The 11,327-nt window shown below is 68.3% G+C and carries 11 protein-coding genes; 3 read left to right on the top strand and 8 right to left on the bottom strand.

Annotated elements, in window-relative coordinates; all coding sequences use genetic code 11:
* Nucleotides 1-22 precede the first annotated feature (22 nt).
* Entirely contained in the window at nt 23-457 is a 435-nt protein-coding gene (locus ASE89_RS18480; protein WP_056680568.1) for a DUF3291 domain-containing protein, read from the top strand.
* A gap of 17 nt (nt 458-474) precedes the next feature.
* On the opposite strand, the gene ASE89_RS18485 is transcribed toward ASE89_RS18480, so the two are convergent.
* The 7 genes from ASE89_RS18485 to ASE89_RS18515 form a co-directional block, all read right to left on the bottom strand.
* Nucleotides 475-1,482, bottom strand: coding sequence for a zinc-dependent alcohol dehydrogenase family protein (locus ASE89_RS18485; RefSeq protein ID WP_056680571.1), 1,008 nt, complete (start codon nt 1,480-1,482; stop codon nt 475-477).
* A gap of 97 nt (nt 1,483-1,579) precedes the next feature.
* Nucleotides 1,580-2,452: an exonuclease domain-containing protein gene (locus ASE89_RS18490; RefSeq protein WP_056680575.1), complete on the bottom strand. Its 873-nt coding sequence runs from the start codon at nt 2,450-2,452 to the stop codon at nt 1,580-1,582.
* A gap of 55 nt (nt 2,453-2,507) precedes the next feature.
* Nucleotides 2,508-2,768 carry a DksA/TraR family C4-type zinc finger protein gene (locus ASE89_RS18495; RefSeq protein ID WP_031439716.1) on the bottom strand — a complete coding sequence of 87 codons (261 nt, stop codon included), beginning with the start codon at nt 2,766-2,768 and terminating at the stop codon, nt 2,508-2,510.
* Between the two features lie 98 nt (nt 2,769-2,866).
* The gene (locus ASE89_RS18500; protein WP_056680579.1) at nt 2,867-3,346 is read right to left on the bottom strand and encodes a MarR family winged helix-turn-helix transcriptional regulator; all 480 of its coding nucleotides are present in this window, start codon (nt 3,344-3,346) and stop codon (nt 2,867-2,869) included.
* A gap of 99 nt (nt 3,347-3,445) precedes the next feature.
* The gene (locus tag ASE89_RS18505; protein WP_031395992.1) at nt 3,446-4,246 is read right to left on the bottom strand and encodes an SDR family NAD(P)-dependent oxidoreductase; all 801 of its coding nucleotides are present in this window, start codon (nt 4,244-4,246) and stop codon (nt 3,446-3,448) included.
* A 14-nt stretch (nt 4,247-4,260) separates the two neighbouring features.
* On the bottom strand, nt 4,261-5,439 hold the full coding sequence (locus ASE89_RS18510; RefSeq protein ID WP_037530290.1) for a zinc-dependent alcohol dehydrogenase: 1,179 nt from the start codon (nt 5,437-5,439) through the stop codon (nt 4,261-4,263).
* The gene (locus ASE89_RS18515) at nt 5,439-6,020 is read right to left on the bottom strand and encodes an SRPBCC family protein (protein ID WP_056680582.1); all 582 of its coding nucleotides are present in this window, start codon (nt 6,018-6,020) and stop codon (nt 5,439-5,441) included. The genes ASE89_RS18510 and ASE89_RS18515 overlap by 1 nt, the downstream gene beginning before the upstream one ends.
* A gap of 359 nt (nt 6,021-6,379) precedes the next feature.
* Between ASE89_RS18515 and ASE89_RS18520 the strand changes: the two genes are divergently transcribed.
* Nucleotides 6,380-6,862 carry a hypothetical protein gene (locus ASE89_RS18520; RefSeq protein WP_082451691.1) on the top strand — a complete coding sequence of 161 codons (483 nt, stop codon included), beginning with the start codon at nt 6,380-6,382 and terminating at the stop codon, nt 6,860-6,862.
* Nucleotides 6,863-6,957: 95 nt separating this feature from the next.
* Complete coding sequence (locus ASE89_RS18525) at nt 6,958-8,751, top strand: autotransporter domain-containing protein (RefSeq protein WP_056680583.1); 1,794 nt, start codon at nt 6,958-6,960, stop codon at nt 8,749-8,751.
* Nucleotides 8,752-8,798: 47 nt separating this feature from the next.
* On the opposite strand, the gene ASE89_RS18530 is transcribed toward ASE89_RS18525, so the two are convergent.
* Complete coding sequence (locus ASE89_RS18530) at nt 8,799-11,177, bottom strand: TonB-dependent receptor (protein ID WP_056680586.1); 2,379 nt, start codon at nt 11,175-11,177, stop codon at nt 8,799-8,801.
* Between the last annotated feature and the right edge of the window lie 150 nt (nt 11,178-11,327).

Raw genomic sequence — 11,327 nt, forward strand, 5'->3', positions numbered from 1 at the left:
CGGGCAGGCGTAGGTGTCGCGCATGGCCTTTGTCAGCATCACCCGGCTTCGGTTGCGCGCGCTGCGGTTCGTGCCGCTGTTCGCGCTCGATGCGCTCAGGACCACCGCGCAGGTGCGGCGTGCCGACGGGTATCTTACCGGGGCCATCCTGCGCGACCGTGCACTGACCTTCTGGACGATGACGGTCTGGCGCGATGCCGCGGACATGAAGCGCTATATTACCGACGGGTCGCATCTGAAGGCGATGCCGAAGCTGATGCACTGGTGTGACGAGGCGAGCATCGCCCACTGGACCACCGAGACCGCGAACCTGCCCGGCTGGGACGAGGCGGATCGGCGGATGCGCGGGGAGGGGCGGCCGTCCAAGGTCCGGTATCCGAGCGCGGACCACGGCGCGCTCGACTACCGCCCGCCGCGGCGAACCGGCGCGGCAGCGATCCCGCCGCGCCGGGGGTAATTACCCAATCGCTGCGCTTACCATTCGATGCCGATCTTGCCGAAATGCGCGCCGCTCTCCTGCAGCGCGAACGCCTCGGCGAGATGGTCGAGCGGGAAGCGGCGGTCGACCACCGGCTTGATCCCGGTCGCATCGATCGCGCGGACGAAGTCCTGCTGTTCCTGACGACTGCCGACGATCAGGCCTTGGAGCCGCGCCTGCTTGCCCATCAGCGCGGCGGTCGGGACCTCGCCGCTGTTACCGGTCAGCACGCCGATCAGCGAGATGTGCCCGCCGACACGGACCGCGGTGATCGACTGCGCCAGCGTGCCCGGGCCGCCGACCTCCACGACATGATCGACGCCGCGCCCGCCGGTCCAGTCGACGACCTTGCGCCCCCAGTCGGACTCGTCGCGATAGTTGAGCGTGAAGTCGGCGCCGAGCGCGCGCGCACGGTCGAGCTTCTCATCCGATGACGAGGTGATCGCGACCCGCGCTCCCATCGCCTTGGCGATCTGCAACGCCCAGATCGAGACGCCGCCGGTGCCGAGCAGCAGCACGGTGTCGCCCGCCTTCAGCTTGCCGTCGACGACGAGCGCGCGCCACGCGGTCAGCCCGGCGGTGGTGATCGTCGCCGCCTCGACCGCGTCATAGCCCTTGGGCGTGTGCGTGAACGCGGTCGCGGGCAGGACGACATGCGCCTGAGCGAAGCCGTCGATGCCGTCGCCGGGCGTCCGCGAGAAATTCCCGATCGTCGGCGTGCCGGTCTGCCAGTCGGGGAAGAAGCACGACACGACCTGATCGCCGACCGCGAATTCGGTCACGCCGTCGCCGATGCTCTCGACCACGCCTGCGCCGTCGGACAGCGGGATGCGCCCGTCCTCGGTCGGCATCCGGCCGGTGACGACGCCCAGATCATGGTAGTTGAGCGAACTGCCGTGCAGCGCGACACGGATCATTCCCGCGCCCGGCACGCCCGGATCCGCACGGTCTTCGCTCTGCAGCATGTCGAGCCCCGCGGGCGATCGCAGCGTCATGGCCTTCATAGTCAAACTCCTGATGTTCGCGCCCCCAACGGCCGAGCCGGGCAAACAGCCGCATCCGATGTCGGAAGCTTTACCCGATCCCCGGCACGTCCCGACGTCAGACCCGGTGAAGCAGCGCGTCCAGGTCGGCCTCGCCCAGGATCCGGATAGCGCCACCGTCGCGGCGATAGGCCTCCGCCTTCAACCGGGTGGGATGCGTCCGCAACGCGCGCGCCTGCGGGTCGGGGCCGGCGACGAGCAGGATCGTCGTCGTCGCGCCGACCGAGGTCATCACCCGCGCGCCGAGCGCGGCGACACGGTGCGCGAGCGGCCCGTCGCGCGGCTGGCCGAGCAGCGCGATCCGTTCGCCGCGCAGGGGCCCGTCGAGCGCCGCGGCGGGGGAGGGGCCGGCGACGCGCGGCGGGGCGAGCCAGTCGGCGAGCGTCAGGCCGGTATGGTCGATCGCCTTGACGATCACCCAGCCCGCCGCGCGCGCATCGCTCAGCGCGTCGTGGTGGCGATGCTCGATCCCGAGATAGCGCGCGAGCTGCCCGAGCTTGTGGTTCGCCAGATCGGGCCAGGCACGCTTGGCGACGCGCACGCTGTCGAGCCAGGTCGTCTCGATCGCCGGGCGATCGTGCACGCGGCACGCGGCGGCGAGCGCGCCCTTGTCGAAGTAGGAGTGTGCGACCGTCGTTCGCCCCGACAGATGCGCGGTCACCGTCGCATGGATGTCCGCGAAGCTCGGCTGGCCGACGACATGATGCGCGGCGATGCCGTGGATCCGCGTGTTGAACGCGTGGAACTCGTCGCGCGGATCGACCAGCGTCTCATAGGCGAAGACCTCGGCACCGTTCCGGAAGCCGACGATCCCGACCTGACAGATGCTGCTGACGCGCGCGCAGGCTGTCTCGACGTCGATCACGACGAAATCGGGCGCGGTCTCGTCAAGGTCATGGGCCAGCGGTTGCAGCGCGGTCGTCGTCAGCATGGCGTCACCTCTAGCGCCGACCCAAGCGGCACGCGATCCCCCAACACCCTCCGCATCAGCGAAGCTGGCTGTCCTTGCTGCCGCGCCGGTTGAACAGCGAGGCCGCGGGCCGATCGCGACCGCTCTGGCAGGCGATGCACGTCCGTACGCCCGGCACGGCCTGGCGCCGGCCTTCCGGAATGTCGTCGCCGCAAGCGATGCACTGTTCCTCGCTCTCGCCGACCGGCATCCGCGCACGCGCCGCCATCACCGCATCCATCACGGTATCGTCGATCTGATCCTGCACCGCGCCATCGCGCGTCCAGCCGCCTGCCATGCTTCGTCTCCGTTCGTGCCCCGATCGTGTCAGGTGCCTGACCTATATGGGAAAGCATCGTCGGTATTGCACGTCGGCAGGTCCGGCGGCGGCGCCAGCTAGCGTCCTGCGCTATCCGGATCGCCGAGCGCGCGGCGCAGCGCGGTGACCTCGGCGTTGAGCGCGCGCAGCCGGTCGGGTGTCATCCCGCTGCGGTCGACGATCATCGGCCCGAGGCAGCCGGTACCCGCCCAGCAGGTCCGGCCCGCCGGGGTGAGGCGGACATGCATCTGCCGCTCGTCCGCCGGGTTGCGCAGGCGCGTGACCAGCCCCGCGGCCTCCAGCCGTTTGGCGAGCGGCGTGATCGTGCTGGGTTCGAGCGCGAGCCGTTCGGCGATCGCGCCGATCGTCCGGCCATCCTCCGCCTCGTGCAGCGTCTGGAGCACGAGGAACTGCGGATAGGTGATGCCGAGCCGGTCGAGCATCGGCTTGTACGCGCGGTTGATCGCGATCGTCGCGGCGTAGAGCGAGAAACAGAGCTGCTCGTCGAGCGGGAGCGGCGGGGGGACGGTGTCGGACGATGGCGGCTGATCGGGCACGATAGGGGCTCCTGACTGTGTCGCCGACCTACCATGCCGATCTTTATCGTGGCAAACGACGCGGCTGACCGAAGCCCGCCGCGTTCTGTCAGGTGGCGATCAGTCCTTCGCGCTGCCGGGTTCGGCCATCTTGCGATGCTGCTCGGCGAGGACCGAGCCGGGTACGACATTGGCGATCACGCCCTGCAGCTTGGTCATCCAGCCCGAGAACACCGAGCCCTTGCCCGCCATCAGCGCGTCCCAGCCATCGCGCGCGACATCGGCGGGCGAGCGCTTGTTGGGATCAGTGCCGACATCGGTGTCGTTCATGTCGGCGCGGTCGAAGAATTCGGTGTCGACCGGCCCCGGCATCAGCGTGGTCAGCGTGACGCCGTCCGCATCCTTGATCTCGTTGCGGAGCGCTTCGGTGAAGCTGTCGATGAACGCCTTCGACCCGTTATACACCGCCTGGAACGCGCCGGGGATATAGCCCGCAACCGACCCGGTCACGAGCAGCTTGCCGTCGTTGCGCGCGACCATCGCGGGCAGCACCTTCTGTACGAGATACAGCGTGCCCGTGATGTTGGTGTCGATCACCGCGCGCCAGTCGGCGACGCTCTGGTCGAGGAAACCGTGTCCCAGCCCGCGGCCGGCGTTGGCGCACAATATGTCGATCTGGCGCCCGTTGGTCGCCGCGAGCAGCGCGTCGACGCCGTCGGTGGTCGACAGGTCGGCCTCGAGCGCCGTTACCGTGGTCCCGAACTGGCGAAAGTCGGCCGCCGCCGCCTCGATCAGCGCCTCGTCCGCGACGACGAGGATGTCGTAGCCGTCCTGCGCCGCGATCGTCGCGAGTTCGAAGCCGATGCCCGTCGAGGCGCCGGTGATGACCGCGAATTTGCCGTGTGGTGATGCTGTAGCCATGGGTCGATATCCTCTCAGTTGAAGCCGGGCTTGAGCACGACCTTGGTCACTTCGTTCTGATCGTCGTGGAACATCTTGTAGCCCTGCGGCGCCTCCTCGAGATCCATGCGGTGCGAGATGAGGAAGGTCGTGTCGATCTTCTCCTCGAGGATCGCGTTGAGCAGCGCGGGCATGTAATGCTGGACGTGCGTCTGGCCGGTCTTGAGCGTCAGCCCCTTCTCCATGAACGCGCCGAGCGGGAATTTGTCGACGAGCCCGCCATAGACCGCGGGCATCGAGACGCGGCCGCCCTTGCGGCAGGCGATGATGGCCTGGCGGATCGCGTGTGCGCGGTCGGTGCCGAGGAAGGTCGACTTCTTGATCTGGTCGATGACGTTGTCGACGAAGAAGCCGTGCGCCTCCAGCCCGACGCTGTCGATCACCGCATCGGGACCGATCCCGCCGGTCATCGCCATCAGCGCCTCATAGACCGCGCTTTCCTCGAAGTTGATCGTCTCCGCACCGAACCGTTTGGCGAGCGCGAGGCGCTTGGGGAAATGGTCGATCGCGATGACGCGCTCGGCGCCCATCAGGAACGCCGACTGCACCGCGAACAGCCCGACCGGGCCGCAGCCCCAGACCGCGACGGTGTCGCCGGGCTCGATCTGCGCATTCTCCGCCGCCTGCCAGCCGGTCGGCAGGATGTCGGAGAGGAACAGCACCTTGTCGTCCTCGATACCGTCGGGGATGACGATCGGGCCGACATCGCTGAACGGCACGCGGACATATTCCGCCTGGCCGCCCGCATAGCCGCCGGTCATGTGGCTATAGCCGAACAGACCGCTCATCGGCTGGCCGTACAGCTCCTGCGCGATGTCCTGATTGTCCGCGGGCAGCCCGTTGTCGCAGGCCGAATATTGATGCTTGCCGCAGTGATAGCAGCTGCCGCACGCGATCGTGAACGGCACAACGACGCGCTGCCCCTTCTTCAGCGTCGACTTGGGACCGGTCTCGACGACCTCGCCCATGAATTCGTGGCCGAGAATGTCGCCCGCCTGCATCGTCGGGATATAGCCGTCATAGAGATGCAGGTCGGAGCCGCAGATCGCGGTCGACGTCACCTTGATGATGCAGTCGCGCGGGTTGAGGATCTCGGGATCGTCGACCGTGTCGACGCGGACGTCGTGGCGGCCATGCCATGCCAATGCGCGCATCAGGCGAACTCCTCGTCATGCTGTTTGCGGGTGAAGGAGCCGGTCGCGATCTCGCCCGTCTCCGTCAGTTGCTTGAACCGGCGCAGGTCGCGACGCGCCTGGATCGCGGGTTCGCGCTGGAACATCTTGGCGACAATCTTGCCGACGATGCCGGCGGGCGGATCATAGACGATCGTCGCGGTGACGATGGTGCCGCGCGCGCCGGCGTCGCGGAACTCGACCCGGCCGCTGTTCGCGACATCGGCGCCGGGTTCGGAGGTCCAGGCGATCACCCGGTCGGGCGTCTCGTCGGTCACGACCGCGTCCCATTCGACCGTGCGACCCGCTGGCGCCTTGACCACCCAGTGCGACCGCGTGGCGTCGATCGGGGTGATCGACACGACATTCTCCATGAAGCGCGGCAGGTTGGTGAAGTCGCGGAAATAGGCGAACAGCTCGGCCGCCGGGCGATTGATCGTCACCGTGCGGCCGACGATGCTGTCCCCGGTCGTGGTCGGCAGGCCCTCGGCGGCGATCGGGTCGCCCTTCTTCCAGGTCGTCGGGGGCGCGTCGTCGGTATGGTCGGTAGGGGACTGCGACATGTCCGTTCTCCTGTCCAATGATGCTGTCCCAACGCGTCAGTCTGGCGGGGAGCCGGTGGGCGCCGGGCGGTTCGTCGCAACACAGCGACGGCTCGTCGTCAGCCACCCGGGAAATTGATGTCGCTCAGTAGATTTCTCTCGGCGGGGCGGCGGGGAACCCCGACGCATAAAAAACTACCGACCGGTACAGAAGGCTGTTGACGTTCGGGTCGATCGGTTTGTATACCGCTCGGTATCGAAGGTTGCTCCGACGTCGGAACGACACTGTCACCACGACCGCACCCGCGCTGCCCCATGCCGTGCCGATGGACCCTCCATCGACGCAGGTCCGGTGCTGCCCGATCCGAAAGGGGATATTCATGGCCTATCTCGACCTCGACACGCATTTCGCCGCACCCTGTGGCACACGCAACACCGCGCGAGTTGCAGCCGCCGCGCCGGTAAATCCGGCCGCGAACCTCGCCGCGGATCTGGCCGCCGATCTGGTGGTCGATCTCGCTGGCGACGCGGCCGACGAGACGGCGGGCTTTTCCGCGCTCGAATGGAGCGTCATCGCGCTCGCCAAGCGCGACACGCTGCGCAGTCTTGCCAGCCCCGGCGCGGTGTCGCGCGCGATGGGCGGACTGTTCGGGCTGGGCAGCCGGTCGCAGCTCGCCGATCCGCGGCTCGAGGCGTTGCGGCGGATGGCGGTCTATGCGTGGCGGCGCGGCTTCGCGCTGCCGATGACCGAGATCCGCGCGTTTCTTGCCGCGGGGTTCGTCGAGGCGCAGATGGAGACGCTCGTGGTCAGCGTGACCGGGATGCGCGTCGGCGCGACGACCCGCGCACAGCTCGACGGCTGATACCCCGCGCGAGACGGCTTGACGTCACAATGTGACAGATCCACGACAGTGCCAGAGCAGGGGGCAACGACCCCTTGCCGCACAGGAGAGGATCTATGAAAACGACGTCCGCCGTCGCGGCGATGCTGGGCACGACCCTGGCGATCGCATCCCCCGCAGTGGCCCAGACCGCGAGTGGTGCGACCGCCGCCGCCGCACCGGTCAACCGCATGGTCGTGTTCGGCGACAGCCTGGCCGACGGGGGCTATTATCTGACGCTCGACCCGCGGCTGCCGCGCGACGCGGGCAGTTTCACGACCAACCCCGATCCGGTCGCCCCCGAAGTTGTCGCGGCGCGGCTCGGGCTGCCGCTGACCCCGGTCTATGGCCAGGGCGGGACCAACTATGCGGTCGGCGGTGCGCGCGTGACCGCGGCGAACGCGCTATCGATTCCGATCACGACGCAGATCACCAACTTCCTCGGCGCGGGTGGCACGTTCGGGCCGCGCGACCTCGTCTATGTGCAGGGCGGCGGCAACGACTATTTCGCGTTCCTGGCCGGGGGCGGCACCAACAATGCGATCCTGACCACCGCCGCGACCGAGCTCGCCACGCAGGTCAGCCGGCTGCAAAGCGCAGGCGCGCAGCGGATCGTGACGCTCGCGGTGCAGACCGGCGGCGCGGCGGGGCTCGCGCTGTTCAACCGGACCTATGCGGCAGCGCTCGCGGCGGCGAACGTCAACGCGCTGTATTTCGATACCGACCGGCTGTTCAACGAACTGGTGACGAGCCCGGCGACCTATGGCTACACCAACACCACCGGGGTCGCCTGCACCGTGCCCTCGTCGCTCGCCTGCACGCGCGCGACCCTGGTCACGCCCAATGCGAACGAGACCTATATCCTCGCCGACAGCGTCCACCCCGCGGGCATCACGCAGCGGATCCAGGGGCAGGCGATCGCCAGCCTCGTCCAGGCGCCCGAGCAGATCGCGGGGCTCGGCTATGCCGCGCAGGCGATGTTCCGCGCGCAACGTGATCTGCTCGAGGGGCCCGAACGCGGCGGGTCGCAGCGTGACGGTCGCGCGCTGTCGGTGTTCGGCGGGGCGGCCTATCATTATTACGCGAGTGGCAACTCGGCGCAGCGCGTCGGCATCACCGAGCGGGGCTTCAGCGGGACGCTGGGCGCGGACCTCGCGATCGGCGCGGCCTCGGGCGTCGGGATCGCGGGCGCCTATTCGGACGGGACGGGCGATTTCCAGAACGGCGCGGGACGCTACAAGCCGCGCGCCTGGTCCGCGAGCGGCTATGCGCGCGGCGAGCTGGGGCCGGTCCGGCTGCTGGCGGACGGCAGCTATGGCGAGATCGACTATCGCCAGATTCAGCGCAGCGTGCAGCTCGGGCCGACGATCCGCACGCATGACGGCGAAACCGACGGCAGTTACGTCGCGGGCCGGATCACGGGCGCGCTCGACCTGGTCAGCACCGGGGGTCTCGCCTTCGGGCCCGATCTGGCCGTGCAATATGACCGCGTCCGGCTGGCGGGCTATGCCGAGGCGGGCGGGCTGTCGACCGCGGCGGCGTTCGGGCGGCAGCAGATCGAGAGCCTGACCGGCCGGTTCGGCGCGGTCGTGCGGTCGCTGCCGGGCGAGCCGGTCCGCGTGTTCGTGCGGGCAGGCTATGAGCGCGAGTTCGACGACGATCCCCGCACCCTGACGATGACCCCGACCGGCGCGCCGATCCGCTTCACCAGCAGCGTCGAACGCGCCGATCGCAATTATATGAGCTATGCGATGGGGGTCGACGGACAGGTCGCGGGCGCGCTGTCGCTGCGCGCGGGCGTCGCGGGCTATGCGCTGCGCGACGACCGCGACAGCGTGACCGCGTTCGCGGGGCTGTCCGCGGCGTTCTGATGGCAAAGGCCGGATCGGGGCGCCCAAGTCCCGATCCGGCCCGTGCGTCAGAACCCCTTCTTCAGCGACACGAACACCTGGCGCGGTGCACCGGCCAGCAGCGTCTGGTTGTCGCCGCTCGCGGTGAAGCCGTTCGAGCCGATCGTCGAGATATAGCCCTTGTCGGTCAGGTTGGTGACGCTGCCCTCGATCGACACGCCGTGAAGCGGGCCGTCCCCCTCGAAGCGGTAGCCGATGCTCGCGTCGACGAGCACGCGGCCCGGCACCGACTGGTCGTTCAGATAGGTGAAGTAGCGCTTGCTCATATAGTCCGCGCCGACGCGTGCGGTGACGCCCGACTGTTCGAACACGATCTCGCCCTTGACCATGTGTTCGGGGCTGTCGACCGCGGTCTTGCCGTCGGTCGCGACCAGCACGGCGCCGCGCGCGTCGAGTACGTCGTCGGCATATTGTGAGTTGTTGTACGAATAGCTCGCGAACAGCGACAGCGGGGTGAACACCCGGTAGGTCAGCGCGACCTCCGCGCCATAGGTCCGGACGCTGCCGACATTGTTGAGCGTCGCCGGGTTGCCGATGATCCCCGCGCCATTGGCAAAGCCGAGCAGCCGGTTCGAGAAGTCGATATAATAGCCGACCGCCGAGGCCTGAACCGGGCCCTGGCGGAAGCGCAGCCCGCCCTCCGCGGTCTTCGACCGTTCGGGCTTCAGCCGCTCGCGGATCGCGTTGAACCCGGCCTGCGTGGTCGAGAACGGCCCGGTCGTCGCCGAGGAGACATAGGCGCGGACGTTTTCCTTATAGTCCGCGAACAGCTCGGTGCCCGGCGCGAGCTTGAACAGCAGCCCGGCCTGCGGCTGGAACCAGTCCTTGGCGGAGATCCGCCCGACCGCGAGCGGCGAGGTCGTCGCGGGCAGCATGATCGCACGGTTGGTGACGGTGAAGCCCTTCCACCCGGCATTGAGGGTCAGCCGGTCGTCGGCGAGGCGGAGCGTGTCGCCGACATGATACTGGATCGTGTCGGTGGTGTATTTGCCGTCCCACTGCGTCGCATAGGGATTGTCCTGGAACTTCAGCACGTCGCGGTTCGGCGTCGCGGTATCGGTCATGCTGTAGAAGCGGCGTGCCTGGGTGAAGCTATTGCTTTCATACCAGCCGCCGAGTTCGAGCGTGTTCGCGCCCGTTTCATAGGCCAGGTTGCTGAGTGCCCCGCCGCGCTTGATCGCATATTCGGTGGTGCGGAAGCCGAGCGGGCTGGCGGCGGCGATCGGCGTGCCATCGGCATTGGCGGCGCCGGCCGGGGTCGGCGAATAGGGCGTGATCCACGATCCCTGGCCCTTGTTGTCGTGATAATAGCCGGTGGTCCTGAGCGTCAGCCCGGGGGTGAGGTTGGCGTCGAACGTCACCCCGCCCAGATAATCGCGACGGACGCCCGCGGCGTCGAAATAGACGTCGTCGACGGTGCCGATCCCGGCGGGAAACGCGGTGCCGACGCCCGCCCAGGGCTGCGCCGCGCCGGCCGCTGCTGCCGCCTGGTTCTGCGCGACTTTCGCAATCTGCAGCGCGAGCGGATAATTGTCGGCGATGTTGTCGTTGCCGAGCCCACGGCGGCGGATGATGTCGTAGCTCAGATCCTGGTAATCCTGCTCCCTCCGGTCGGAGAAGTTGAGGAACGCCGACAGGCTGCCGAGGCTGCCCAGATCCTTGACGATCTTGCCGTTCGCCTGGTGCTGGCGCTGGACGCCCGCGCCCTTCCACTTGTCGGTGGTGAGAAAGCCGTAGCTCAGATAGCCCTTCAGCCCGCCGCCGAGATCGCCGCTGTCGATCCGCGCGAAGCCGCGATAGGTGTCGTTCGAGCCATAGGTGCCGCCGCCGGTGACGTTCAGCGTGTCGCGCGGTTTGTCGCTGAAGAACTCGATCGTACCGCCAAGATTGCTGGTCGAAGCGGTGCCGAGCGCGCCTGCGCCCTGCGCCACGTCGGTCCGCGCGACGTTTTCCGAAATGATCGCGCGGCTGATGTGCAGGCCGTTGACGTTGCCATAGCTCATGTCGCCGAGCGGCACGCCGTCGAGCGTGAAGCCAAGCTGGTTCTGGTTGAACCCGCGCAGCGAGATCCGGACCGCCCATTCATAGGCGCCGAACGGATCGGCGGCCTGGAAATTGACGCCCGGCAGCTTCTCGATCGCCTTCAAGGGGCTCGACCCCGGCGTCAGCCGCGAGAGATCGGCGGCGGTCACGCTCTGCACCTGGCGGCTCTCGCCAAAGCCGAGCACCACGATCTCGTCACCCGGCGGCGCGTCGGCGGCGGGCGTCGCGACCGGTAGCGTCGCGGGATCGCCCGCGGTCTGCGCGGCGGCGGGTGCCGTGACCGCAAGGCCGATCCCGAGCGTGACCGTGGCGACGCCCGTGAGCAAGGTGGAGAGATGGTTCATGAAGCGTCCCCTTGGCCGCGACCGCGCAGCCTCGGGGGGATCCATTAACCAGATCCGTGACGTGGCCGCGTCGTTACGGTGACGGTTCGATGTCGCGGCCGTGATGCCCCGTTGCAGCCCGCGCATCCGGTCGCGCATTCTTTTCACTTA

Origin of the sequence: Sphingomonas sp. Leaf30, from assembly GCF_001422525.1 — a bacterium.
GTDB lineage: Bacteria > Pseudomonadota > Alphaproteobacteria > Sphingomonadales > Sphingomonadaceae > Sphingomonas > Sphingomonas aerolata.

Excerpts from the sequence above, each read along its gene's own strand:
- ASE89_RS18480 (WP_056680568.1), top strand. The coding sequence starts at position 23 with ATGGCCTTTGTCAGCATCACCCGGCTTCGGTTGCGCGCGCTGCGGTTC.
- ASE89_RS18485 (WP_056680571.1), bottom strand. The coding sequence starts at position 1,482 with ATGAAGGCCATGACGCTGCGATCGCCCGCGGGGCTCGACATGCTGCAG.
- ASE89_RS18490 (WP_056680575.1), bottom strand. The coding sequence starts at position 2,452 with ATGCTGACGACGACCGCGCTGCAACCGCTGGCCCATGACCTTGACGAG.
- ASE89_RS18495 (WP_031439716.1), bottom strand. The coding sequence starts at position 2,768 with ATGGCAGGCGGCTGGACGCGCGATGGCGCGGTGCAGGATCAGATCGAC.
- ASE89_RS18505 (WP_031395992.1), bottom strand. The coding sequence starts at position 4,246 with ATGGCTACAGCATCACCACACGGCAAATTCGCGGTCATCACCGGCGCC.
- ASE89_RS18510 (WP_037530290.1), bottom strand. The coding sequence starts at position 5,439 with ATGCGCGCATTGGCATGGCATGGCCGCCACGACGTCCGCGTCGACACG.
- ASE89_RS18515 (WP_056680582.1), bottom strand. The coding sequence starts at position 6,020 with ATGTCGCAGTCCCCTACCGACCATACCGACGACGCGCCCCCGACGACC.
- ASE89_RS18520 (WP_082451691.1), top strand. The coding sequence starts at position 6,380 with ATGGCCTATCTCGACCTCGACACGCATTTCGCCGCACCCTGTGGCACA.
- ASE89_RS18525 (WP_056680583.1), top strand. The coding sequence starts at position 6,958 with ATGAAAACGACGTCCGCCGTCGCGGCGATGCTGGGCACGACCCTGGCG.
- ASE89_RS18530 (WP_056680586.1), bottom strand. The coding sequence starts at position 11,177 with ATGAACCATCTCTCCACCTTGCTCACGGGCGTCGCCACGGTCACGCTC.